Here is a 25,137-nt window from a genome sequence, read left to right as displayed (position 1 = left end):
CGTGTGTGCCGAACGCCGTTTCCGGCAGCCCGGAAACCGACGGTACTACATGAAAAGAATGCTGATTAACGCAACTCAACCCGAAGAGTTGCGTGTTGCACTGGTAGACGGCCAGCGCCTCTACGACCTGGATATCGAATCCGGTGCACGCGAGCAGAAGAAGGCCAACATCTATAAAGGCCGGATTACTCGCATCGAACCAAGCCTTGAGGCTGCCTTTGTCGATTTCGGCTCCGAGCGCCACGGCTTCCTGCCCCTTAAAGAAATCTCCCGCGAATACTTCAAGAAAGCCCCTGAAGGCCGCGTCAACATCAAGGACGTCCTGAGCGAAGGCCAGGAAGTCATCGTCCAGGTCGAAAAAGAAGAACGTGGCAACAAGGGCGCGGCCCTGACCACCTTCATCAGCCTGGCCGGCCGTTACCTGGTCCTGATGCCAAACAACCCGCGTGCCGGTGGCATCTCGCGCCGCATCGAAGGCGAAGAGCGCAACGAACTGCGTGAAGCTCTCAATGGCCTGGTCGCTCCAGCCGACATGGGCCTGATCGTTCGCACCGCCGGCCTTGGCCGCAGCAGCGAAGAAATGCAGTGGGACCTCGACTACCTGCTGCAACTGTGGACCGCCATCAAAGAAGCCTCGCTGGATCGCTCCGCGCCGTTCCTGATCTACCAGGAAAGCAACGTGATCATCCGCGCCATCCGCGACTACCTGCGCCAGGACATTGGCGAAGTGCTGATCGACAGCGTTGAAGCCCAGGACGAAGCCCTGACCTTCATTCGCCAGGTGATGCCGCAGTACGCCAGCAAGATCAAGCTCTACGAAGACAGCGTTCCGCTGTTCAACCGTTTCCAGATCGAAAGCCAGATCGAGACCGCTTTCCAGCGCGTCGTCGAACTGCCGTCCGGCGGCTCCATCGTCATCGATCCGACCGAAGCCCTGGTGTCCATCGACATCAACTCGGCGCGCGCCACCAAAGGCAGCGACATCGAAGAAACCGCCCTGCAGACCAACCTTGAAGCGGCCGAAGAAATCGCCCGTCAGTTGCGCCTGCGTGACATTGGCGGCCTGATCGTCATCGACTTCATCGACATGACCCCGGCCAAGAACCAGCGCGCCGTGGAAGAAAAAGTCCGTGAGTGCCTGGAAGCCGACCGCGCCCGTGTACAGGTCGGTCGTATCTCGCGCTTCGGCCTGCTGGAAATGTCCCGTCAGCGCCTGCGTCCTTCCCTGGGCGAAAGCAGCGGCATCGTATGCCCACGTTGCAACGGCACCGGCATCATCCGTGACGTCGAGTCACTGTCCCTGGCGATCCTGCGCCTGATCGAAGAAGAAGCCCTGAAGGACCGCACCGCCGAAGTTCGCGCCCAGGTGCCGATCCCGGTCGCCGCGTTCCTGCTCAACGAGAAACGCAACTCGATCACCAAGATCGAACTGCGCACTCGCGCCCGTATCGTCATCCTGCCGAACGACCACCTCGAAACGCCGCATTTCGAAGTGCAGCGCCTGCGTGACGACAGCCCGGAAGCCCACACCAACCAGTCCAGCTACGAGATCGCTGCTGCCGCTGCCGAAGTGGAAGACGTCCAGCCGGCCGCCGCCACGCGCACCCTGGTTCGCCAGGAAGCCGCGGTCAAGACCGCCCCGGCCCGCGCCAACGCTCCGGTCCCGACCGAAGTGGTTGCCCCGGTTGCCGCCCCTGTCGCCGCGCCGGAACCCAGCCTGTTCAAAGGCCTGGTGAAATCGCTGGTCAGCCTGTTCGCCACCAAGGAAGAACCTGCCGCACCGGCCGTCGTCGCCAAGCCTGTCGCCGCCGAGCGTCCGGCCCGCAACGAGGAACGCCGTAACGGTCGCCAGCAGACCCGCAACCGCAACGGTCGCCGCGATGAAGAGCGCAAGCCTCGCGAAGAACGTGCTCCGCGAGAAGAGCGTGCGCCTCGTGAAGAGCGCGCTCCGCGTGAAGAACGTGCTCCGCGTGAGGAACGTGCCCCACGTGAAGAGCGCCAGCCGCGCGAAGCCCGTGAAGACGCACCAGCCGTAGCCCGCGAAGAGCGCGCACCGCGTCCCCCGCGTGAAGAGCGTCAGCCGCGCGCGCCTCGTGAAGATCGCAAGCCCCGTGGCGAGCGTGAAGAGCGTGTTCGCGAACTGCGTGAGCCACTGGATGCCGCCCCAGCCGTTGCTGCCGTCGCAGCCGCCACCACTGAAGAGCGCCCGGCCCGCCAGCCTCGTGAAGAGCGCGCACCGCGTCCGCCACGTGAAGAACGCCAGCCACGCGCCGAGCAGGCCGCCGCTGCCAGCGAAGAAGAAGTGCTGGACGTCGAAGAGCAGCTGCAGGAAGACGGTCAGGACAACGCCGAAGGCGATCGTCCACGTCGCCGTTCCCGGGGCCAGCGTCGTCGCAGCAACCGTCGTGAGCGTCAGCGCGATGCCAACGGCAACGTGATCGAAGGTTCGGAAGAGCCTGAATCCGCCGAGAACGCCGAAGCGCCAAGCGCTGACGACCTGGCTGCCGGCCTGGCCGTGACCGCCGCGGTCGCCAGCAGTGCAATCAGCGCCCCGGCCGAAGCCCAGGCTCACGAACAGGCCGAACGCGCCACTGCTGCCGTGGAAAACACCCCGGCTGTTGAAGCGCCGGTGGTCGAAGCCACGACGGCTGTAGAGGTGACGGCCTCACCGGAAGTGGAACTTGCCCCGGCTCCTGAAGCCCAGCCGCAAGCACCCGTCGCCGCCGAGCCTGCACCGACCGTCGAGCTGCCCGTGGTGGCCGCTGAACCCGCCGTCGAAGCACCGGCCGAGGAACAAGCACCAGAGCCAGTGCGTGAAGAGCAGACAGCCTTCAACTGGAGCGCCGAGCCAGCTGCAGCGGCACCAGCGGCTGAACCGGAGCCGGCACCAGAGCCTGTGAAAGCGCTCGAAGCGCCAGTGATTGAAGCAGCTCCAGTGGTTGAAGCACCCGTGGTGGCTGAAGCGCCCGCCCCGGTGGAGTCGCCAGCACCTGCCAGCGCCTTGACCGAGAACGGCCGTGCGCCAAACGATCCACGTGAAGTGCGTCGTCGCAAGCGTGAAGCCGAGCGTCTGCAGAAGGAAGCCGAACAAGCTGCCGCTGCCGCCCCTCAAGCGCCTGCCGCCGAGCCTGCTCCGGTGGTGGAAGCTGTCGAGGCAGTCCCTGCTCCGATCGCTGAAACCGCCGCCGAACCAGCCCCGGCTGAATCGGCTCCGGTGATCGAAGAACCTCAGCAAGCTGCCGAGGAAGTCCCACCGCGTCACACTGAAGCCTTGGAAAAAGAGCACGAGCCTAAACCTCACGCCTGATTCCACCGCCCAGTAAAAAGCCCCGCCTGGCAATGCCAGGCGGGGCTTTTTTATGTGCGCCCAGCATGGGCGCAATCTTGTGGGTGAAAGTCCCGCCGTAAGCTGACCACAGCGAACGAAGTGAAGCGCAACTGCATGAGGGCGATCGAGTGTGGGGAGGAAGCGTGAATCGAAGCCATGAGCCGATGTACAAGAACCGGATACAAGGCGAAGCCGATCAGGGCGAGCGGGCATAAAACCGCGAAGCTCTTGTGGTCAAGGATCAGGCTGCGTAAATCCGGCGGTTGTGTGGCGAAGGATTGCGTTCTTACCTGGGGAGATCTCGCCTTGTGCCTGAAAGGGCGACGGTGCAAACCGGAGCGAGAAGTCAGCAGAGGCCGTAGTAGTCTTTTTTTTTTTTGACGAAGGGCCGAACGAGAGAAAGCGTTATAGGCCATGTTGATGCGAAAGACCGGAAGTCAGAAGCCTGCTAAACGTGGGGCGGATGTGAGGACGCGAGCGGTGAAGCCGTGAGAAGCCCCATCAGCGACGAGGTCAATTGCCCGCAAAATGAAACCGACAACGCAGGGCAAGGGCTGCTGGAACGGGCCTTTGCGAGAGCAAACCTGAAGCGGGCCTGGAAACGGGTCAAGGCCAACAAAGGGGCTGCGGGAGTTGACGGTCTGGATATTGAACAGACCGCCGAACATTTGCAAAGCCGATGGCCTGCGATCTGCGAACAGCTTCTTTCAGGCGTCTACCGGCCCAGTCCGGTACGACGCGTGGTCATTCCCAAGCCTGACGGCGGCGAACGCGAGTTGGGTATCCCAACGGTCACCGACCGGCTGATCCAACAAGCGCTGCTGCAAGTCTTGCAACCACTGCTCGATCCAACCTTCAGTGAACACAGCTATGGCTTTCGTCCGGGGCGCAGTGCGCAGGACGCCATCCTGTCGGCCCAGCGACATGTGTCTTCGGGGCGCAAGGTGGTAGTGGATGTTGATCTGGAGAAGTTCTTCGACCGGGTCGACCACGACATTCTGATAGGTCGTTTACGCAAACGGATTGTGGACCCGGCAGTTATCCGGCTGGTTCGCGCGTATCTGGATGCGGGAACGCTGGTCAATGGCGTGGTCGAGAGAAGTCGCCAGGGGGCGCCGCAAGGCGGCCCGCTGTCGCCGTTGTTGGCGAATGTGCTGCTGGACGAAGTGGATCGAGAGCTTGAACGTCGGGGCCATTGTTTCGTGCGTTATGCCGATGACGCGAATGTGTACGTTCGCAGCAAGAAGGCTGGGCAGCGAGTGATGGTCCTGCTGAAGCGTCTGTATGAAAAGCTGCACTTGAGTGTCAACGAGAGCAAGAGTGCGGTGGCGAGCGCGTTTGGTCGCAAGTTTCTAGGCTATGCCTTTTGGGCGTCACCCAAAGGCGTCAAGAGATCGGTAGCGGTCAAGGCGCGTAAGCAGTTCAAGCAACGTATCCGCTGGCTTACCCGGCGCTCAGGTGGCCGCAGCTTGCAACAGGTTGTCGATCGATTGAGGCCCTACCTGCTGGGTTGGAAGGCTTATTTTGGCTTGTCGCAAACCCCTCGAATCTGGCGAGAGCTGGACGAATGGATGCGACATCGACTCCGAGCGATCCAGCTCAAGCAGTGGCGGTGCAGTTCAACGATCTATCGGGAGTTACACAAGTTGGGAGCAAGTGAGGCTGTTGCACGCAAAGTGGCGGGAAACTCCCGCTGTTGGTGGCGCAACAGCCGCTTTGAACTCAACCGAGTACTCGATATAGCGTGGTTCGACAGAATGGGTTTACCGCGCCTCTCCTGACCTCAATCTCTCGAACCGCCCGGTGCGGACCCGCATGCCGGGTGGTGTGGCAGGGGAGCGGCCTGTGAAAGGCCGCCCCCTATGCCGATGCCTCGAACTTATCCACACCCCACCACCCTGTGGGAACGAGCTTGCTCGCGATAGCGATGGGACAGGATCGTTCCCACGCTCCGCGTGGGAATGCAGCCAGGGACGCTCCGCGTTCCGAAAGCGTGACGCAGAGCGTCACAGGAGGCGTTCCCACGCAGAGCGTGGGAACGATCACCAACTGCTCGCTCCCACAGGATTTATCTGTATCGGCTGTTATTTGAAGGTCAGTGCTTCAGGCACATCGACATCCCAGGCCACACCAGCATCCTCCACCGGCACTTCGACCACGTGCGCCCCGGCAAACAAGGCCTTGGCACCGCGATCTCCGGTCAAGGCCATCAACCGCGAACCAAACGCCCGGCCAAATCCTACGGGGTGCCCGTACTCACCCGCGAGGACCGGCACGCTGATGCCGTCCTCGCTGATCGCCGCCGCCACCTGTGCGATGCTCGATGGCAGGATGAACGGCATGTCGCCCAGTACTATCAGCCACCCCTCGACATCTGGACTGGCCCGGACACCGGCAGCAATGCTGTCGCCAAGGCCGGAGGAGTCCAGCTCCACGACATCGCACCCATAGGCCTGGGCCATGCGAACGGCTTGCGGGCGATCCTGACCGGTCACCAGCACGCGCTTTGCCAGGTGGGCTGGCAGATTCACCAGTACCTGCTCAATCACTGATCGTACGGCGCCGTCACGCCCAGTGCAGTCTGCCAGCAGCTTGTCCTTGTCGGGACCTGCAACCTGACGGAAGCGGCTGCCCGATCCGGCTGCGAGAATGATCACGCCAATCGACCCACCCATACATCCTCCTTGCCTGCGGCTTACAGTGGCTTTTTCTGGCGCAGTTCAACGCCATTCTTGATCGCCACGATTTCGGCCAGCAGCGACAGAGCGATTTCCGCCGGAGTGTGGCTGCCGATGTGCAGGCCGATCGGCCCATGCAAGCGCTCGATGGCCTCCACCGACAAGCCTAGCTGAGCCAGGTTCTCCCGGCGCTTCTGGCTATTGACCCGCGAACCCAGGGCGCCGACATAGAAAGCCCTGGAATCCAGCGCCGTGAGCAATGCCATGTCGTCCAGACGCGGGTCATGGGTCAGGGCGACGATCGCCGTGCGCTCGTCGGTCTGGATGTTCAACACCGCTTCGTCGGGCATACCCGGGACGAAGCGACCGTGCTGTTCTTCCCAACCGTAAACGAACTCCTTGCGCGGATCGCAGATCAGCACTTCGAAGTCCAGCAATCGGGCCATTTCCGCCACGTAGCGCGACAGTTGCCCGGCACCGATCAACAGCAGTCGCCAGCGCGGGCCGTAGATGGCCCGCAAGGTATGGCCGTCGAAAACCAGCGCATCACTTTTATCGGCCGGCGCCAACCTCACATCGCCGCTGGCGAGCGTCAGCTCACGGGCGACAATCTCATGGGCTTCGCAGCGCTCCAGCAGTTGCGCGACCCATTCGGGGTCGCCGACCCGTTCTTCGGTCAAGCGCAGGGTACCGCCGCACGGCAGGCCAAAGCGCGCCGCCTCTTCGCGGGTGACGCCATAGGTGATCATCTGCACCGGCGGGCCGTCGTCCGGAATGCGCCCATCGTGCAGCCGGGCGATCAGGTCATCCTCGACACAACCGCCGGACACCGAGCCAATCACCACGCCGTCCTCGCGCAATGCCAGCATCGCCCCCGGCGGCCTGGGCGCGGTGCCCCAGGTCTGGACCACGGTGAACAACACCACCCGCTGCCCGGCGCGGCGCCATTGGAGCACGCTGCGCAAGACGTTCAGATCTACGCTGTCCATCAGGCGTTGGCCTGCTGCCAGCCTTGCAACTGATAGCGCACGGGCAGGCTGCGAATGCGCTTGCCCGTGGCGGCGAAAATCGCGTTGCACAAGGCTGGCGCAATCGGCGGTACACCCGGTTCGCCGACGCCACCCAGCGGCACTTCGCCCGGCGGCGTGACCAGGTGCACCGCCACTTCCTTGGGCGCCAGGGACATGCGCGCCACTTCGTACATGTGAAAGTTATCCTGCTGGACCTTGCCGTCCTTGAAACTGATCTCCCCCACCATTGCATTGCCCAGGCCCATGACGCAGGCGCCTTCGAACTGCGAACGAATACGCTCGGGGTTGATCTGCGGGCCGCAGTCCACCGCGATATCGGCCTTGTGCACGATCACCGTGCCGTCGTCCTTGACCTCCACCTCGATCACCGCAGCGACATAGGTGACGAAACTGTAATGCACCGCCAGCCCCAAGCCTCTGCCCTTGGGTAACTTGCGCCCCCAGCCGGCAGCCTTGGCGGCGGTTTCCAGCACGGTACGGATCCGCGCCGTGTCGATGGGATAACGCTCGGGGGATTCGCCGTAGTTCCACTCTTCACTCAAGGTACGCGGATCGATCCTGCGGTCCGGGCCGAGCAGCTTGACCTGATACTTCAACGGATCCTGACCGGCCTTGTGGGCCAGTTCGTCGATAAAACTCTGGATCGCGAACCCGTGGGGAATGTTCGACACCGAGCGGTACCAGCCCACCCGTGCGTGCGCCGTCGCTTCGGGGTTCTCCATGCGCATGTTCGGCACGGCGTAGGCCATGTTGGTCAAACCCATGCCCACTTCGAACGGTGCTTCATGGGTCATGCCCGGCGCAAACAACGCGGTGATGCTCGGGGCTACGGTACGGTGCAGCCAGCCGGAGGGCATGCCGTCCTGGTTCAGGCCGGCCTTGAGGTATTCGGCCGACACGGTGTGGAAATACGAGTGATGGATGTCATCCTCGCGGGTCCACTGCACCCGTACAGCCTGACCGGGAAATTCCTTGGCCAGCAGTGCTGCTTCAACGACGAAGTCCGGCTTGGACTTGCGGCCGAAACCACCGCCCAGCAATGTGATGTTCACCGTGACCTTGTCGAAAGGGATACCCAAGCGCTCGGCGACGCGCTCGCGGGTTACCTGCGGGGCCTGGCTCGGTGCCCAGGCTTCGCAATGGCCGTCCTTGAAACGGGCGACGGCAACCATCGGTTCCATCGGCGATTGGGACAGGTGCGGCAGGTAATACGCCGCTTCCAGGGTCGAATCGGCCTTGGCCAGGGCGTCGTCAAGGTCGCCGCTGCTGCGCACGACCTTGCCAGGCTTGAGCGCAGCCGCCTCCAGCTCCTTGCGATAGGCAACGGAGTCGTAGCCGGCATTCGGGCCATCGTCCCACTCGATTTTCAGCGCTTCGCGGCCCTTGATCGCCGCCCAGGTGTTGTTCGCCACCACGGCGATGCCGCCCAGCGGCTGGAACTCGGAGGGCAGCGGGCGCCCTTCGATTGCGATCACCTTGACCACACCCGGTATCTTCAGCGCCGCGCTGCTGTCCACGGTCCTGACTTTGCCGCCATAGACCGGCGGCCGGGCCACGACGGCGTAGAGCATGCCGTCGAAATGCACATCGGCGCCGAACACCGCGCGACCATTGACGATGTCCGCACCATCGATGGCCCGGCTCGCTTCCTTGCCGATGTAGCGAAACTCCGACGCCGGCTTGAGGCGCAAGCTGTCCCGGGCCGGCACCGGCAAGGCACTGGCGGCGGCAGCCAACGCACCATAGCCCAGCTCGCGACCGGACGGCTCGTGCAACACTTTATGCAACTGCGCCCGGCATTCACCCACCGGAACACCCCACTGAGCTGCAGCAGCTTGTTCCAGCATGGTTCGCGCAGCAGCACCGCAACGGCGCATCGGCTCGTACCAGTGGCGCATGCTGCGCGAACCATCGGTGTCCTGGTTGCCGAAGCGCGCCTCATCGGCCGGTGCCTGCTGCACCTTCACCAAGGCCCAGTCGGCGTCCAGCTCATCGGCCACCACCATGCTCAGGCTGGTGCGGATGCCCTGACCCATTTCCGAACGGTTGCAGATCACCGTCACGCTGCCGTCGGCAGCGATGCTCACGTACACCTTCGGGTCATCGACCACGCCATGGGGCATGCCCTCGCCGCCGAATTTCTTGTCCTCGGCAAAGGCGTCCGGCAGGCCCCAACTGGCGGCCAGCACCAGCACACCGGTGGCGCTCGCGCCCTTGAGGAAACCGCGACGGCTGAGGTTGCTCAGCACAAAATCATGAGGCAAGCGGCTCATGCCTTGGCCTCCTTAAGGTGAGTGGAGGCTTGGCGAATGGCGGTCTTGATCCGGTTATAGGTGCCGCAGCGGCAGATGTTGCCGACCATGGCTTCTTCGATCTGCTCATCGCTCGGGTTGGGGTTTGTCTTGAGCAACGCGGTCGCGGACATGATCTGTCCGCCCTGGCAGTAACCGCACTGGGCCACCGCAGTGTCGAGCCAGGCTTTCTGTACGACCTGCCCGACTGGATCAGCGTGAAGCTCATCAATGGTGCTGATGTTCTGTCCTGCCACCGAGCCGACCGGTGTAATGCAACTGCGCGCCGGCGCGCCGTCGATGTGGACAGTGCACGCGCCGCACAGGCCCATGCCGCAACCGAATTTGGTGCCGTTGTACCCGGCGACGTCACGGATGGCCCAGAGCAGCGGCATGTCCTCGGTCACATCCAGTTGATGGTCTTTTCCATTGAGTTGCAGGGTAATCATGGGCACGCCTGCACGGTGTTCGAATAATGGGGTCGAGCCATCTGCCGCGTGGGTAACGGTTCGGTTATCGCAGACTGGCTCAGGCTGATCGGGCTCTCTTATGCACACGCGCACAGGCGTCTGCATCGGGCCTTCGAGATGCAATGGTCGCATCGATTGGACGCTAAATTAACCCAGGAACACGCAAAACGCCCTACACAATCCTGCACAAATGATCGATGTGCGCGATTGTGCAGGGCGTCCTCAGAGCATGGCGAACCCGGAGTCAGTAGCGATTGGGCTCCATCTCCAGCTCGACCTGGAACCGTTCGGCAATATCTTTTTGAATACGCAGGGCCAGGTCCAACAGTTGCGGGCCAGTGGCGCCGCCGTAGTTGACCAGCACCAACGCCTGCAAGGCGTGGACCCCAGCGTCACCCTCGCGAAAACCTTTCCAACCGGCCCGTTCGATCAGCCAGCCGGCGGCGACTTTCATCTGCCCTTCAGGCTGTGGATAAGCCACCAGATCCGGGTATTGCAGCTTGAGTTGCGCGACGTGAGTAGCGGGCACCAGCGGATTCTTGAAAAAACTGCCAGAGTTGCCGAGCACGGCCGGGTCTGGGAGTTTTTCGCTGCGAATGCTGCAAATGGCCCGACTGACGTCCGTCGGCGTCGCCTGGTCGATGCCCAGCTCGGTCAACCGCTGGCGGACCGGGCCGTACTCCAGGTGCAGGTGCCCGGCGCGACTGAGGGCGAAGCGTACCCGCAGGATCAACCAGCGGCCGGCCTGTTGTTTGAACAAGCTGTCACGGTAGGCAAAACGGCACTCATCCAGGCTGAACTCGCGAAGCTCACCGGTCTGGCGATCCAGCGCGGTGAGGCCGGCGAAAACGTCCTTGATCTCCACACCGTAGGCGCCGATGTTCTGCATCGGGGCGGCGCCCACGGTGCCGGGGATCAGGCTGAGGTTTTCCAGCCCCGACCAGCCTTGCGCCAACGTGTACTGGACGAAGGGGTGCCAGGGCTCCCCGGCTTCGGCTTCGACCACCACCCGTTCGCCGTCATCGCTGAGCAGGCGGACCCCCTGGCTGGCCATGCGCAGCACCAGGGCGTCGATGTCGCCGGTCAGCAGCAGGTTGCTGCCGCCGCCGATCACCAGTAAGGGCACCCGGTGCTCGGCGGCATAGGCCAGTGCCTCGCGAACGTCCCCGTCGCCGTGGGCTTCGGCGAACAACCGGGCCGTCACGTCGACGCCAAAACTGTTGAACGGCTTGAGGCTGACGCCCGCCTGTACCTGCAAGGTCATAACCGCCCCTTCAATTCGATCACCAGCCGGTCCGTGGCCTGTTCGATCAAGTCCAGCACCTGCTCGAAGCCCTGCTCACCGTCGTAGTACGGGTCTGGCACATCATCGAGTTCAGCTTCGTAGCGGCGCAGGAACAGATCCAGCTCTGCGCGGCCATTGGCCGGTTGCAGGGCCTTGAGGTTGCGCAGGTTGCTGCTGTCCATCGCCAGGATCAGATCGTAGGCGGCGAAGTCGGCGCGGGTCACCTGTCTGGCACGCTGGGCCGACAGATCATACCCCCGGCGCAGGGCCGCGGCCTGACTGCGTTTGTCCGGGGCCTTGCCGACATGCCAGTCACCGGTACCGGCGGACGCGACCTCGACCTGCCCGGCCAACCCGGCCTCACGCAGCTTGTGCCGCAAGATGCCTTCAGCGGTGGGCGAGCGGCAGATGTTGCCGAGGCAGACGAACAGAACCCGCATCAGACCTCCAGCAAACGACGGATGCGCTCAAGGTCTTCAGGCGTATCGACACCTGTCGGCGGGGCGATCAGTGCATCGGCGACATGGATTCGCACGCCATGCCACAGCGCCCGCAGTTGTTCCAGCGATTCAGTGTTCTCCAACCAGCACGGGCCCCAGGCGACGAAGTCCTGGAGGAAGCCGGCGCGGTAGGCGTAGATGCCGATGTGGCGGCGGTACGGCACGCCTTCGGGCATCACGTCGCGGTTCTGGGCGAACGCGTCTCGAGCCCATGGCAACGTGGCGCGACTGAAGGTCAGCGCCAGGCCATTGAGGTCACTGACCACCTTGACCACGTTGGGGTTGAACAGGGTCTCTACGTCCTCGATCGGCTCGGCCAGGGTGGCCATGCGCGCCTCGGTGTGGGCCGCGAGGTTGGCGGCAACCTGATCGATCACGCTGGGTGGGATCAACGGCTCGTCACCCTGCACATTGACCACGATGGCGTCGGGTGCCAGGCCCAGCTTCGCGGCGACTTCCGCCAGGCGATCGGTGCCGGAATTGTGATCCTCGCGCGTCAACACGACTTCGGCGCCAAACCCCTTGCAGGCCTCGACGATGCGCGCATCGTCGGTTGCCACCACCACGCGCTCGGCGCTGCTTTTGCAAGCCTGCTCCCACACGTGCTGGATCATCGGCTTGCCGGCGATCGACAGCAAGGGTTTGCCGGGCAGGCGCGTCGAGGCGAAGCGCGACGGAATGACAACGGTAAAGGCTGCGGTCATTTATCCAGCCGCTCGTCGGTGCTCAGGGTACGGGCTTCGCTTTCAAGCATCACCGGGATGCCGTCACGAATCGGATAGGCCAGGCCGGCGCCCTTGCTGATCAGTTCGGTCTTGTCGGCGCTGAGCTTGAGCGGCCCTTTGCAGACCGGGCAGGCCAGGATATCGAGCAGTTTGGTGTCCATGGAAATTCCCTTGGATAAAAGGTGTTAAGGCAAAAGCCGATCCGGCAACAGGCGCATCAACTGCGTATCGAACCAGGCCGCAAAGGCCGGTGACGGCGCGGCATCCACCGCCAGGTACCACCAGTCGGGCGCGGCAAAGGCACGGCATTTGACCGCGTCCTTTTCCGTCATGACTACCGGCAGCGACGGCGTGAAGTTCAAGGCCTGGGCGCTGTATTCGGCGTGGTCGGCAAACCCGTGCGGTATTGGCCGCCAGTGTAGCGTTTCGAGGGTCTTGAAGAAACGCTGCGGATTGCCGATACCGGCCACGGCGTGCAGGGCCTGGCCGGGCGGGAAATGGTCGACGTCACGCCGTTCGCCGCTAAGCAGGTTCACCAGCGCGGTGGGCCGCAGCTCGAAGGCAAAGCCATCATCACGATCAGCGCTGGCGCCGTTGTACAACACGGCATCAACCGATTGCAGGCGCTCGACCGGCTCACGTAATGGCCCGGCAGGCAGGCAACGGCGATTGCCCAGACCACGGGCATTATCGATCAGCACCAGTTCAAGGTCGCGGGCCATCCGGTAGTGCTGCATGCCGTCGTCGGACAGGATCAGGTCCAGCGGTTCGGCCTCCAGCAACGCCTGGACTGCGCGGCTTCGCTCGGGATCGATCATCAGCGGCACGCCGGTGCGCTGGACGATCAGCAACGGCTCGTCGCCAGCGATATCGGCGCCCTGCCCGGCTTCGACCCGCCACGGCAATCGGGGCGGTTGGGCGCCGTAGCCCCGGCTCACCACGCCGACCCGCAGGCCGCTGCGCTGGCAGTGCTGGATCATCCAGAGAATCATCGGCGTCTTGCCCGTGCCGCCGACCGTGATATTGCCTACCACCACCAGCGGCACAGGCGGCTGGTAGATCTGGCCTTCACCCGCCAGGAAGCGTTCGCGCTTGCGCACCACCACCCGCCGGTACAACCACTCCAGCGGCCACAACAGCGTCAAGGCCGGGTGGCCCCGGTACCACGCGGCGAGCAATCGATCGGACATGGCCATCAGGGTGCGGGCGCCGCCTCGACCGTGGTCATGCGCAGATGGCTGAAGCCGAGCTTGCCGGCCGCGTCCATGGCGGTGATCACCGATTGATGCGGGGTCTTGCCGTCGGCACTGATGGACAACGGCAGGTTGGTGTCACCGCCGGATTCCGTCTGCAGGGCCTCGATCAGGCTCGCCAGGTCACTCTTGGGCAGCAGTTGGTTGTTCACCGAGAACGCCCCTTCGGCGCTGATGGTGATTTCCACGGTCTTCAGCTGCTGGTCTTCAGCCGGCGAGCCGCTGACGGCCTGCGGCAATTCAACCTTGAGCTGGGTTTCGCGGGTGAACGTGGTGGTCACGACGAAAAACAGCAGCAGGATGAACACCACGTCGATCAGTGACGCCAGGTTGATCTCGATGTTTTCCCGGGGTTTGCGGCGGAATTTCACTTCTTGTCCCCGGCCAGGTCCACGTCGCGATCGCCCTGCACCACCTCGACCAGCTTGATGGCTTCCTGCTCCATGCCCACCACCAGTTCGTCGACGCGGCGTTGCAGGAACCGATGGAAAAACACCGACGGGATACCCACCATCAGACCGGCAGCGGTCGTGATCAGCGCCTTGGAAATGCCCCCCGCCAGCACCGCGGCGTTGGTGGTCATCCCGGAGCCGGTGAACGCACTGAAGATATCGATCATGCCCAGCACCGTCCCCAGCAGGCCCAGCAACGGGGACATAGCGGCGATGGTGCCCAGGGCGTTGATGTAACGCTCCAGTTCATGGATGACCCGGGCGGCGGCTTCCTCGATGCATTCCTTCATGATCTCGCGACCATGCTTGGAGTTTGCCAGGCCGGCGGCAAGGATTTCACCCAAGGGCGAGCTGGCACGCAGCTCCTTGAGCTTGTCCTTGTTCAGTTGCTTGTCCTTGATCCAGACCCAGACCTGCCCGAGCAGATGCTCCGGGGTCACGCGGCTGGCGCGCAGGGTCCACAGGCGTTCGGCAACGATACCCAGTGCCGCGATGGAACTCAGAATGATCGGCAACATCATCCAGCCGCCGGATTTGACCAATTCCCACACAGTGACTGCCCCCTCGAAAAAGTGCGCCACTTTATCACACAGACTCGCCTTGGAGACCCGAACCGCCAATATGCGCCTCGCCCGGTTGAGCAGTATCAAGGGTGGCCCGCAGGTCCTGTCGGCGGCGGGTCACGCCAGTAGCGCCGGTGCCCGGCCTGGGTATGCGGTGGCTCGAAGGCGCCCAGTTGCAGACGAATGGCACCCTGTTCGGCACTGTCGTAGATCGCCATGCCGGAACGCCGGTACCGAGCCATCACCTGGGGATGCGGGTGGCCGAACGCATTGCCCTGCCCCCGTGAAATCAACACCGAGTGGGGCTTGAGGCGCGACAGCAGCGCCATCGACGAGGAGCTGCGGCTGCCGTGATGCGGTGCCGCCAGCCAGTGGGTCGGTCCCCCTAGAGGACCGGCAAGCAAGGCGCGCTCGGCATGGCTGTCGATGTCACCGGTCAACAGCAGACGCTCGCCGCTCGCCTCCACCCGCAACACGCAGGACTTCTGGTTGCTGTCGACCGCAGATGCCCATTGCCACAGTTCGAAGGCGACCTCGTCCCATTCCCAGCGCTGGCCGCTGTCACAGGGTCCGGCCTGCAACATCTCGGGCAGCGCGGCGGGATCGCCGCTGATCACCCGCTTCGTTGGCAGCCCGTTGCGTACCGCTTGGGCTCCGCCGGCATGATCGGCATCGGCGTGGCTGAGCAGCATCAGGTCCAACTTGCCTACGCCGAGCTTGCGTAAAGTGGGCAGCACGACACGTTCGCCCGCATCGGCGTCGCCAAAGCGCGGCCCTGCGTCGTAGAGCAGGGTGTGGCTACGGGTGCGCACCAGGATCGCCAGCCCTTGGCCTACATCCAACTGCCAGATTTCAGCATGCCCTGGCGGGATGCTTTCTCGCGCAGGAAAGATCATCAGCAGCACCATCGGCCAGCCCAGTAGGCGCAGCGGCACGCCTTTGGGCAACAGCAGCAGGAAAGCACCGAGGGCTGCCAGGCACCAAGCCCATGAAGGCAGCGAAGCGGGGGTCCAGGCGGGCATTCGCCCGGCAGCCCATGTCAGCCCTTTGAACCACAGGTCGATCAGACCGCCGGCCATCCACAGCAGTCCTTCGCCAACAATCGGCACCGGCAACAGCACCGTGCCCAGCAGCGCTGGCGGCAGCACCAACAGGCTGATCCAGGGCACCGCCAGCAGGTTCACCAGCGGCCCGCTGAGACTGACCGGCAAACCCAGTATCAGCAACAGCGGACACAGGCCGACCGCAACCAGCCACTGGGCACGGGTCCAGGTTTGCCACCAGCGCCAGGGCCCCAGGCGACCGCCAAAAGTGAACATCAGGGTGGCGACGGCGGCAAATGACAACCAGAACCCTGGCCGCAAACTGGCGAGCGGATCGAACAGCAGCACCCCGGCGAACGCAAGCACCCACGCCCACCAGGGATCCGCCTGTTTGAAGCGCAGGCGCCACAGCAACACCAGGCCGATCATCGCGCAGGCCCGCCGCACCGGCACCTCGAACCCGGCCAGCAAGCCGTAGCCCAGGGCCGCGCTGAAAGCCAGCGCGCAGGCCCAGGGCAACCACGGCAAGCCCGCCGGCCACACCCCATAACGTGCCGCGCCGGCAACCGCGAAGTACATCAGGCCGGCGAGCAGGCCGATGTGTTGCCCGGAGATCACCAGCAAGTGGACGGTGCCGGTGTCCTGCAACACCTGCCAGTCTTCCCGGCTCAATCCACCGCCGTCGCCGAGGACCAACGCCATCAACGCCCCGGAGCGACCTTGGGCATCGACCTGTGCGAGCGCCTGGCGTACGCCGTCGCGCCAAGCACCCTGGACCGGCCGCAGCAGGTGGCCATCCTTGATCGTACCGGTGGCACCGAGGCCACGGCTCAACAACCAGGCTTCATAATCGAAACCCTGTGGGTTGCGCAGCCCGGCGGGCCGCTTGAGCTTGACCGCCAAACGCCAGCGTTCACCGCTGCGAACCGGTGGCCCCCCGAACCAGGCCAGACGCATCGACCTCGGTAGCCGGGTGCGCCGCGACTGCGCATCGGCCAGTTCGAAGCGCACCATGTCGTCGTTGTGTTGCGGCAAACCGACGACGCGTCCTTCGACCCAACGGGTTTCACCGTCCAGCGCGGCAGGCAGCCGATCGTCCAATGCGTGCTGCGCCGACAGGCAGGCCCAGGCCAACCCGAACAGGAAAAATCCCAGCGGGTAAGTGCGAAACGGCAACGTCATCAGTGCCAGCACCGGCATCGCCGCAGTCAGCCACAGCAGTGGCAATGCCGGGAAAAAAACCGGGGCCACCAGCCCCAGTGCAAGCGCGACCAACCCTGTGCGCATAAGCCGTCCTTGAGAGTCCTTTCATCAGGCTTAGCCGGTCCGGGGCACCCTGGGCGTTATCAATTGTCACAAAGTCTGAATCTGCCGACCGTAGAATCCGGACATACTTGCAGCCTTACCGCTTTGAACCGACCGAGAAGCCTTATGCCCCGGCGCTTATTCAAACGTTACATGCCTGACCCGCAGAGCATCAGGGAACATAAATCCTTACGCTTTCTCGGCACCTTACTGCACGATCCCAACCTCTGGCACCTCAACCGGCGTTCGGTCGCGCGAGCCATGGCCGTCGGCCTGTTTGCCGCATTCCTGCCGATCCCGCTGCAGATGTTGCTGGCCGCCGCGCTGGCCATCGCGGTTCGCGGCAATATGCCGATCGCCGTGAGCCTGGTGTGGCTGACCAACCCGATCACCATGCCGGCGGTATTCTTCTGCACTTACCAGACCGGCGCCTGGCTGATGGACGCGCCTGCCCGGACGCTGCCGCAAGCGCTGACCTGGGAATGGATCAGCGGCCAGCTGTCGACCTTATGGCAGCCGTTCCTGCTCGGCTCGGTGGTGACAGGCCTGGTCCTGGGCGCCCTGGCCTACTTCGTCACCATGAGTTACTGGCGCTGGTGGGTGACGCGGCAGTGGAAGCGGCGCAAGAAAAGCCGGATGTGACCTGCAAAAAAAAGGCCCCCATTGTTGGAGGCCTTTTTTGGTGGTGCAGGCTGACGCTGTCGCGCGATTCAACGGAAACCAATGTGGGAGCGAGCCTGCTCGCGATAACGGAGTGTCAGCCACCAGCATGGCTGAATGACCCGACGCTATCGCGAGCAAGCTCGCTCCCACAAGGTCAGGTACGCATTCCCCGCCCACTGACCAGCAACCGCGCGCAACCGACATACAGCACCACGGTCGCCACCAGCATGAACGTGATCGCGACGCTGATCCTGATGTCGGAAACCCCGAGGATCCCGTAGCGAAACGCGTTGACCATGTGCAGCACCGGGTTGGCCAGGGACACGGTCTGCCAGAACGGTGGCAGCAGGGAAATCGAGTAGAACACCCCGCCCAGGTAGGTCAACGGCGTGAGCACGAACGTCGGGATGATCGAGATGTCATCGAAGTTGCGCGCGAATACGGCGTTGATGAAGCCCAACAGCGAAAAGATCGTGGCCGTGAGCACCACCACCAACACCGTCAGCCCCAGGTGATGCACCTGCAGGTGGGTGAAGAACAGCGACAGCAAGGTCACGATCAAGCCAACAGCCAGGCCACGCAATACGCCACCCAGGGTGTAGCCGATGAGAATCGTGTGGGGCGACACCGGCGAGACCATCAACTCTTCGATCGAACGCTGGAATTTGCTGCCGAAGAAGCTCGATACCACGTTGCCATAGGAGTTGGTGATCACCGACATCATGATCAGCCCCGGCACGATGTAATCCATGTACGTGAAGCCACCCATGTCGCCGATCTGCCGGCCGATCAGGTTGCCGAAGATCACGAAGTACAGAACCATGGTGATGGCCGGCGGCAGCAAGGTCTGCGGCCAGATCCGCATGAAGCGCCGGACTTCACGGTAGACAATGGTATTGAGGGCGATGAGGTTGGGGCGCAGTTCGGAACTCATACCGCCACCTTCGCCAGGTTTTTCTCCACCAGGGACACGAACAACTCCTCAAGGCGATTGGTTTTGTTGCGCAGGCTCTGCACTTCGATGTTCTGCAAGGCCAGCTGGCCGAACAGCCCGGTGATTCCGACGGCTTTGTCCACCTGCACCTCCAGGGTATGGCTGTCCACCAGGCGAGCCGGGTAGCCGACGAGCTGGGGCGCTGCCTTCAGGTCGTGCTTGAGGTCCAGCAGGAAGGTTTCCACATGCAACTGGCTGAGCAACTGCCGCATGCTGGTGTTTTCGACGATGGTGCCGTGGTCGATGATGCCGATGTTGCGGCACAACTGCTCGGCCTCTTCCAGGTAATGCGTGGTGAGGATGATGGTGATGCCTTTCTGGTTCAGTTCGGTCAGGAAGGTCCACATCGAACGACGCAGCTCGATGTCCACGCCCGCCGTCGGTTCGTCGAGGATCAGCAGCCGCGGCTCATGGACCAGCGCACGGGCAATCATCAACCGGCGCTTCATGCCGCCGGACAACGAACGGGACGGCACGTCACGCTTGTCCCACAACCCCAGCTGGGTCAGGTACTGCTCGGCGCGCTCGTTGGCGATCTTCGGCGGGATGCCGTAGTAACCCGCCTGGGTCACGACGATGTCGAAGGTCTTCTCGAACTGGTTGAAGTTGAACTCCTGGGGCACCACGCCGATGCAGCGCTTGAGGGCGGCGGGCTCGCGGTCCAGGTCATGACCGAAGACATTCACCGTGCCGCTGGTCTTGTTCACCAGTGTGGAAAGAATGCCGATGGTGGTGGATTTGCCGGCACCGTTGGGGCCGAGCAAGGCGAAGAAATCACCTTCGGCGACGTCCAGATCGATACCACTCAGGGCCTGGAAACCGTTGCCGTAGGTTTTGGTTAGCTGCCGGATGGACAGAGCGGAACTCATATCGGATTACGCACCAAGAAGGGAGGAAAGAAGTACATGAGGGCGGGCGGCGAGCAATACAACCACGGCGCACGAAGGCCATGGTGCGTGGCGTCGCCGCCCAAGTACAGTCAAGTGTGTCGATAGTCACTATTAAGTCAACGCGGTCATGACAGCCTTGCGGTATGCCGGACGCAGCTGCAAGCGCTGGTACCAGGCATCCAGATGAGGCAAGGCGGCCCGTTCGATGGGCATCTCGAACCAGGCATAAATGAAACAGCCCAAGGGAATGTCGCCCATGCCGATTTCCGTGCCGGACAGGTAAGGCTGCTCGCCCAGGGCATGGTCGGCCATTGCCAGCAAGTCGTTGCATTCCTTGATTGCCGCGTGGATGGCGGCCCAATCCTGCTGCTCGGCCGGCGTGCGCAGGACACCCCAGAAGACGGTACGAAACGGTCCGGCAAGGGACGATGTGGTCCAGTCCATCCATTTCTCGGCGCTGGCCCGTGCCCGGGCATCGGCCGGGTACCAGGCCGAATCCGGCGCATGACGGGCCAGCAGATAGCGCACGATGGTGTTGGATTCCCACAGCACGAAACCGTCATCCTCGATCATGGGAACGCGGCCGTTGGGGTTCTTCGCGCGGTAATCGGGGGTGTCCACCACACCGAATGCACCGCCGGCGTCGATGCCCTCGTAGGACAACTCCAACTCCTCGGCACACCACAATGCCTTGCGCACGTTCGATGAATTTTTCCGACCCCAGATCTTCAGCATCACGGTTCCCTCAGTGGATAAATGCCGCAGCAGCATACGCCGGATCCGCCGCGACTCAAATCGTCCTGCGTCCGTGTCAACGGCGTTTCGGCCAAACAATGGCGTTTTCTCACCTGCTTAACGAACGATTTCCCACGGCTGTTGCCAACCAGACTGGCGCATCGCATCCGGGGTTTCCCACGAAATCAATCACCTCGCGCCGACCGCCGGTTTTGCAGAGGCCGTCTAAGCTCTGTGGGTCGGTTTTGCCCTGTTCACGGAGGATTACCTATGCTGTTGTTGTGGATACTGGTTCTGGTCATCGGGATTGCCTGGCTGGCCCATCGGCGCACCGACCCGCTGCCCGCCCTGGGTATCGTCGCGGTCTACCTGCTGGCCATGGGCATTTTCAGCCACGCGCCCGGTTGGCTGCTGCTGATCCTCTGGGTGCTGCTCGCCGCCGTCGCAGCGCCCCTGCTGTTGCCGGACCTGCGCCGCCAGTATTTCAGCGCGCCGATGTTCGACTGGTTCCAGAAAACCCTGCCGCCCATGTCCCAGACCGAGCGCGACGCCATCGACGCCGGCACGGTGTGGTGGGACGGTGAACTGTTCAGCGGCCGCCCGGACTGGGACCAACTGCTGGCCTACCCCAAAGTGCAACTGACCGAGGAGGAACAGGCGTTCCTCGACGGACCGACCGAAGACCTCTGTGCGATGGTCAGCGACTGGCAGATCGGCCAGGCCATGGACCTGCCACCTGAAGCCTGGGCCCATATCAAGGCGCACGGCTTCTTCGCCCTGATCATTCCCAAGGAATACGGTGGCAAGGGTTTCTCCGCCTACGCCCACTCCCAGGTGGCGATGAAGCTGGCGACCCGCAGCGGCGACCTGGCCTCCACGGTGATGGTCCCCAACTCCCTCGGCCCGGCTGAGCTGCTGCTGCACTACGGCACCGACGAACAACGCGACCACTACCTGCCACGGCTGGCCCGTGGCGACGATATCCCCTGCTTCGCCTTGACCGGGCCGTTGGCCGGCTCCGACGCCGGGGCCATGCCCGACACCGGCATCATCTGCAAGGGTGAATGGCAAGGCCAGGAAACCCTCGGCCTGCGCCTGAACTGGGAGAAGCGCTACATCACTCTCGGCCCGGTAGCCACCCTCCTCGGCCTGGCCTTCAAGGCCTATGACCCCGACCACCTGCTGGGCGACGAAGAGGACCTGGGCATCAGTCTTGCGCTGATCCCCACCGACACCCCGGGCGTGCATATCGGCCGCCGGCACCTGCCCCTCGGCGCCGCGTTCATGAACGGTCCGAATTGGGGCAAGGACGTGTTCATCCCGCTGGACTTCCTGATTGGCGGCCAGGCGATGCTCGGCAAGGGCTGGATGATGCTGATGAACTGCCTGTCGGTCGGCCGCTCGATTTCCCTGCCGGCGGTGGGCACCGGCGCGGCAAAATTCACCAGCCTGGTGACCGGCCAGTACACCCAGGTGCGCGAACAATTCAATGTGCCGTTGTCGGCGTTCGAAGGCATCCAGGAAGCCATGGCGCGCATCGGTGGCAACGCCTGGATGATGGATGCCGCTCGCATGCTGACCGCCAACGCAGTGGACCTGGGGGAAAAGCCCTCGGTGCTGTCGGCCATCCTCAAGTACCACCTGACAGAGCGCGGTCGGGAATGCATCAGCCACGCCATGGACGTGCACGGCGGCAAGGGCATCATCATGGGCCCGAACAATTACCTGGGCCGTAGCTGGCAAGGCGCACCGATCTTCATCACGGTGGAAGGCGCGAACATCCTCTCGCGCAACCTGATGATCTTCGGCCAGGGCGCGATCCGCTGCCACCCCTTCGTGCTCAAGGAAATGGCCCTGGCGACCCGTGAAGACAAGGACCAGGCGCTGGTCGAGTTCGACGGTCTGTTGCTCAAGCACATTGGCTTTGCGGTCAGTAACGCGGCCAGCACCCTGGTGCTGAACCTCGGGCTGGGGCATTTCGAACGGGCTCCCGGCAACGCCTTGAGCCAGGGTTATTTCCGCGCGCTGAACCGGCAGGCGGCGGCATTCGCCCTGCTGGCGGACCTGAGCATGATGCTGCTGGGTGGTGAGCTGAAACGTCGCGAACGGCTGTCGGCACGCCTGGGGGATGTGCTTAGCAATCTTTACCTGGCGTCCGCCGCGCTCAAGCGCTACCACGACCTGGACTCGCCGGACCACATGGCGCCGCTGTTCACCTGGGCCATGGAAGAAAGCCTGGGCCAGTCGGAGCGCGCGCTGGATGAGCTGCTGGGCAACTTCCCGAACCGGGTATTGGGTTGCCTGTTGCGTCTGGTGGTGTTCCCCTTCGGTCGTCGCCACAAAGGCCCAAGCGACCGGTTGGACGCCGAGGTGGCTGCGGTGATTGGCCGGGCCAAAGGCGACCCGACCCTCGAAGAGCTGCTGCAGGGCTGCTATCGCCCGCAATCGGCCGATGATCCGGTGGGCGCCCTGCAGCACGCCGCCGACCTGCTGGCCGCCGCCCATCCGTTGCAGAAAAAACTGCACGATGCGCTCAAGCAGGGCCAGTTCAACCCGGCACCGGGCGAACATCCCATCGATGCAGCCCTTGAAGCCGGTGTGCTGCAAGCTGATGAAGCGCAGACCCTGCGCGCAGCCGAAGCGGCGCGGCGCAAGGTCATCGACGTGGATGATTTCGATAAGGAGGCGCTGACGCTGGCCGAAGCCAAGGTCCGCTGATCGGCTCCCTGCCGATCCACGGCGATGTAAAAGCGGGCGCAGGGGCTTTATACTCCTGCGCCCGTTTTGCTCTTGAGGACTTATCTCGTGTCCAATGTCGTTGCCGATCACCTTGTCCTGCTTGACCACTTGCGCAGCATCCTGGTCGCCGTAGGTGAGGCCGAACAGGTTCCCGAAGAAAGCCATGCCCTGTTCCTGGAGCGCTTCGATGAATTGCGTGCGCAACTGCCCGTCGATCCGATCGAAAGCCAGTACCTGGGCCAGGACCTCCTGTGCCAGGTGATCGTCCGTTACCCACAAATCGCCCACCTGGTGCCTCGCGACCTGCTCTGGTACTTCGCCGGTGACTGCCTGCACTACATGCCCGATGAAGAGATCAGTCTTTATCAGGCCCTGGAGGAGCGCCGCTTCGAAGCGGAGCAAAACGACGAACCCTTCGACTGGAACCAGGAAAAGCAATTACTGGCAATGTCGGACCAAGACAGCAAGCACTGACTGCGATCAGTCATACCAAGACCCGCACGGATCATCCGGCGGGTTTTTTTTTATATCTGCGCAAGGCAGCGAACCCTCTAAAGACAAATTATTGACACTACTGCGCTGCAAGATTTTACGCCCGTCACTTTTTTGTTCTTTTTTTACTTAACCCGTGGCGCTTTGCCATGCTTGAACTACCGTCAGAAAGAAGCGATGACGGGATGGGTAAACCGCTCTTCAAACGGTCTGTTCGCACCGGTCACCTTGCTTGATGACCCGGGTATTCCGGGCCCCCTATAGGTTTATGTGAGTTGCCTGCCGTTCAGTCAGGCCGGTGTGACGTGCCCGTTTGCCTGTGGCAGCGAGGCAAGTAGCCGGAACCCATGAATAGTCTGGTAGATGGAAGGGGCAGCCCGGGCCTCTCAAGTGATCCGAGGCAACTGGTTAAGCCTAGGGATGGCCTCATTATCGAGGATCACTTCATGACCCATCGTACCGTGCCCGTTTAAAAGCAGTTCATTCATGGCCTCCTCTGGATGGGCCTTGGTCTGGATGCGGCGCAGGCCGCAGCCGCCAGTTGCTCCCAACTGGACAGCCTGCCCGCGACCTTCGAGGTCGGCCAGGGTTTGCAGAACGAACTGCGTATCCTCGCCCCCGTGACGAAGCTGGCAGTGGGCGACCCGAAAATTGCCGACGTGCAGCCCAGTGGCAGCGATGCCTTCATCCTCACGGGTTTGACGCCTGGCGCCACCAGCCTGATGGTCTGGACGGATTGTTCGAAAATACCTCGCCAGAGCATGGTGTTCGTCAAGGGCCGCGCCACTGCTGCGCTGACCAGCGTGGCGAGCGGGCCTTCCGAAGACCCGATGCTGCTTGCCCAGGTACAGACCGATATCCGTTTCGTCGAAGTCAGCCGGACCAAACTCAAGGAAGCCTCGACATCGCTGTTCGGTGGCAGGGGCAACTTCCAGTTCGGCTCACCGAGGACCTTGCCCACCATCGGTGGTGTGGTTCGCCCCTCGCTGCCGGTCAATAACGACATGTTCAACCTGTCGTTCGCCACCGGCAAGACCCTGCTGATGATCAACGCACTGGAAGGCAGCGGATTTGCCTATACCCTGGCGCGGCCGAGCCTGGTGGCCCTCAGCGGACAGAGCGCGAGCTTCCTGGCCGGCGGCGAGGTGCCGATACCGGTGCCCAGTGCCGGCAGCGATAACGTGTCCATCGAGTACAAGGAGTTCGGTATTCGCTTGACCCTGACCCCCACCGTGATCGGGCAGAATCGTATCGCCCTGAAGGTCGCGCCGGAAGTCAGCGAACTGGATTTCACCAATGCGGTGAACATCGCCGGGACACTGGTCCCAGCACTCACCGTGCGCCGGACCGACACCAGTATCGCCTTGGCTGACGGCGAGAGCTTTGTCATCAGCGGGCTGATCAGCACGCGCAACAGCTCCCAGGTGAACAAGTTTCCGGGGCTGGGCGACATCCCGGTGCTGGGCGCGTTTTTTCGCGACCACTCCATCGACCGTGAAGAGCGCGAGCTGTTGATGATCGTCACGCCGCACCTGGTCCAGCCCCTGGCCGTCAATGCGCAGTTGCCGACGTTGCCGGGCGAACAGTTGCGCAACTACGACCCGAATTTCTACCGCATGTACTTCCTCGAACATGGCGAGTTCGACAACCGTAGCGGGCTTTCCCAATGAGCCGGCGCGTGCAGTGCGTGGCGCCCGGTG

21 protein-coding genes are annotated in these 25,137 nt (G+C 63.1%); 6 read left to right on the top strand and 15 right to left on the bottom strand.

What is annotated here, in order from left to right:
• The first annotated feature begins 49 nt into the window (after window positions 1–49).
• Complete coding sequence (gene rne, locus J7E36_RS07055) at window positions 50–3,307, top strand: ribonuclease E (RefSeq protein ID WP_215001268.1); 3,258 nt, start codon at window positions 50–52, stop codon at window positions 3,305–3,307.
• Between the two features lie 509 nt (window positions 3,308–3,816).
• Window positions 3,817–5,109 (top strand): group II intron reverse transcriptase/maturase, encoded by a 1,293-nt coding sequence (ltrA, locus tag J7E36_RS07050; RefSeq protein ID WP_215001266.1) that lies wholly within the window; start codon window positions 3,817–3,819, stop codon window positions 5,107–5,109.
• 303 nt (window positions 5,110–5,412) lie between these two features.
• Here the strand turns inward: ltrA and J7E36_RS07045 are convergent, their stop codons facing one another.
• The 12 genes from J7E36_RS07045 to J7E36_RS06990 all read right to left on the bottom strand — a co-directional run bounded on the left by J7E36_RS07045 (window position 5,413) and on the right by J7E36_RS06990 (window position 16,906).
• Window positions 5,413–6,003, bottom strand: coding sequence for a nucleotidyltransferase family protein (locus J7E36_RS07045; protein ID WP_215001264.1), 591 nt, complete (start codon window positions 6,001–6,003; stop codon window positions 5,413–5,415).
• A 20-nt stretch (window positions 6,004–6,023) separates the two neighbouring features.
• On the bottom strand, window positions 6,024–6,995 hold the full coding sequence (locus J7E36_RS07040) for an XdhC family protein (protein ID WP_215001262.1): 972 nt from the start codon (window positions 6,993–6,995) through the stop codon (window positions 6,024–6,026).
• Window positions 6,995–9,310 (bottom strand): xanthine dehydrogenase family protein molybdopterin-binding subunit, encoded by a 2,316-nt coding sequence (locus tag J7E36_RS07035; RefSeq protein ID WP_215001260.1) that lies wholly within the window; start codon window positions 9,308–9,310, stop codon window positions 6,995–6,997. Before J7E36_RS07035 ends, J7E36_RS07040 begins: the two co-directional genes overlap by 1 nt.
• On the bottom strand, window positions 9,307–9,777 hold the full coding sequence (locus J7E36_RS07030) for a (2Fe-2S)-binding protein (protein ID WP_215001258.1): 471 nt from the start codon (window positions 9,775–9,777) through the stop codon (window positions 9,307–9,309). The genes J7E36_RS07035 and J7E36_RS07030 overlap by 4 nt, the downstream gene beginning before the upstream one ends.
• A gap of 265 nt (window positions 9,778–10,042) precedes the next feature.
• Window positions 10,043–11,062, bottom strand: a complete 1,020-nt coding sequence (gene murB, locus J7E36_RS07025; RefSeq protein ID WP_215001256.1) for a UDP-N-acetylmuramate dehydrogenase — start codon at window positions 11,060–11,062, stop codon at window positions 10,043–10,045.
• Window positions 11,059–11,523: a low molecular weight protein-tyrosine-phosphatase gene (locus J7E36_RS07020; protein WP_215001254.1), complete on the bottom strand. Its 465-nt coding sequence runs from the start codon at window positions 11,521–11,523 to the stop codon at window positions 11,059–11,061. The genes murB and J7E36_RS07020 overlap by 4 nt, the downstream gene beginning before the upstream one ends.
• Window positions 11,523–12,287, bottom strand: a complete 765-nt coding sequence (gene kdsB / locus J7E36_RS07015) for a 3-deoxy-manno-octulosonate cytidylyltransferase (RefSeq protein ID WP_215001252.1) — start codon at window positions 12,285–12,287, stop codon at window positions 11,523–11,525. Before kdsB ends, J7E36_RS07020 begins: the two co-directional genes overlap by 1 nt.
• Complete coding sequence (locus tag J7E36_RS07010; RefSeq protein ID WP_042728811.1) at window positions 12,284–12,469, bottom strand: Trm112 family protein; 186 nt, start codon at window positions 12,467–12,469, stop codon at window positions 12,284–12,286. The genes kdsB and J7E36_RS07010 overlap by 4 nt, the downstream gene beginning before the upstream one ends.
• Window positions 12,470–12,493: 24 nt before the next feature.
• A complete protein-coding gene (gene lpxK / locus J7E36_RS07005; RefSeq protein ID WP_215001250.1) occupies window positions 12,494–13,504 on the bottom strand; it encodes a tetraacyldisaccharide 4'-kinase in 1,011 nt (336 codons plus the stop codon).
• A complete protein-coding gene (locus J7E36_RS07000) occupies window positions 13,504–13,932 on the bottom strand; it encodes an ExbD/TolR family protein (protein ID WP_215001248.1) in 429 nt (142 codons plus the stop codon). Before J7E36_RS07000 ends, lpxK begins: the two co-directional genes overlap by 1 nt.
• A complete protein-coding gene (locus tag J7E36_RS06995; RefSeq protein WP_161796100.1) occupies window positions 13,929–14,564 on the bottom strand; it encodes a MotA/TolQ/ExbB proton channel family protein in 636 nt (211 codons plus the stop codon). The genes J7E36_RS07000 and J7E36_RS06995 overlap by 4 nt, the downstream gene beginning before the upstream one ends.
• Window positions 14,565–14,659: 95 nt before the next feature.
• Window positions 14,660–16,906 (bottom strand): DNA internalization-related competence protein ComEC/Rec2, encoded by a 2,247-nt coding sequence (locus tag J7E36_RS06990; protein WP_215001246.1) that lies wholly within the window; start codon window positions 16,904–16,906, stop codon window positions 14,660–14,662.
• Window positions 16,907–17,050: 144 nt separating this feature from the next.
• On the opposite strand from J7E36_RS06990, the gene J7E36_RS06985 reads away from it, so the two are divergent.
• Window positions 17,051–17,566, top strand: coding sequence for a DUF2062 domain-containing protein (locus J7E36_RS06985; RefSeq protein WP_215001244.1), 516 nt, complete (start codon window positions 17,051–17,053; stop codon window positions 17,564–17,566).
• A 175-nt stretch (window positions 17,567–17,741) separates the two neighbouring features.
• Here the strand turns inward: J7E36_RS06985 and J7E36_RS06980 are convergent, their stop codons facing one another.
• From J7E36_RS06980 to J7E36_RS06970, 3 genes are all read right to left on the bottom strand, one after another.
• Window positions 17,742–18,521, bottom strand: coding sequence for an ABC transporter permease (locus J7E36_RS06980; protein ID WP_215001242.1), 780 nt, complete (start codon window positions 18,519–18,521; stop codon window positions 17,742–17,744).
• Window positions 18,518–19,450 carry an ABC transporter ATP-binding protein gene (locus J7E36_RS06975; protein ID WP_215001240.1) on the bottom strand — a complete coding sequence of 311 codons (933 nt, stop codon included), beginning with the start codon at window positions 19,448–19,450 and terminating at the stop codon, window positions 18,518–18,520. Before J7E36_RS06975 ends, J7E36_RS06980 begins: the two co-directional genes overlap by 4 nt.
• Window positions 19,451–19,582: 132 nt before the next feature.
• Window positions 19,583–20,206 carry a glutathione S-transferase gene (locus J7E36_RS06970; RefSeq protein WP_215001238.1) on the bottom strand — a complete coding sequence of 208 codons (624 nt, stop codon included), beginning with the start codon at window positions 20,204–20,206 and terminating at the stop codon, window positions 19,583–19,585.
• Between the two features lie 270 nt (window positions 20,207–20,476).
• Between J7E36_RS06970 and J7E36_RS06965 the strand changes: the two genes are divergently transcribed.
• From J7E36_RS06965 to J7E36_RS06955, 3 genes are all read left to right on the top strand, one after another.
• On the top strand, window positions 20,477–22,924 hold the full coding sequence (locus J7E36_RS06965; RefSeq protein WP_215001236.1) for an acyl-CoA dehydrogenase: 2,448 nt from the start codon (window positions 20,477–20,479) through the stop codon (window positions 22,922–22,924).
• Between the two features lie 87 nt (window positions 22,925–23,011).
• On the top strand, window positions 23,012–23,419 hold the full coding sequence (locus J7E36_RS06960; protein WP_186611541.1) for a PA2817 family protein: 408 nt from the start codon (window positions 23,012–23,014) through the stop codon (window positions 23,417–23,419).
• A 518-nt stretch (window positions 23,420–23,937) separates the two neighbouring features.
• The gene (locus tag J7E36_RS06955) at window positions 23,938–25,107 is read left to right on the top strand and encodes a type II and III secretion system protein family protein (protein WP_215001234.1); all 1,170 of its coding nucleotides are present in this window, start codon (window positions 23,938–23,940) and stop codon (window positions 25,105–25,107) included.
• Window positions 25,108–25,137: the final 30 nt, after the last annotated feature.

It is taken from the genome of Pseudomonas fluorescens (genome assembly GCF_018614775.1).
Taxonomy (GTDB): Bacteria; Pseudomonadota; Gammaproteobacteria; order Pseudomonadales; family Pseudomonadaceae; genus Aquipseudomonas; species Aquipseudomonas fluorescens_BY.
Note: the sequence above shows the minus strand (reverse complement) of the source record. Positions and strands in the feature narration are given on the sequence as shown.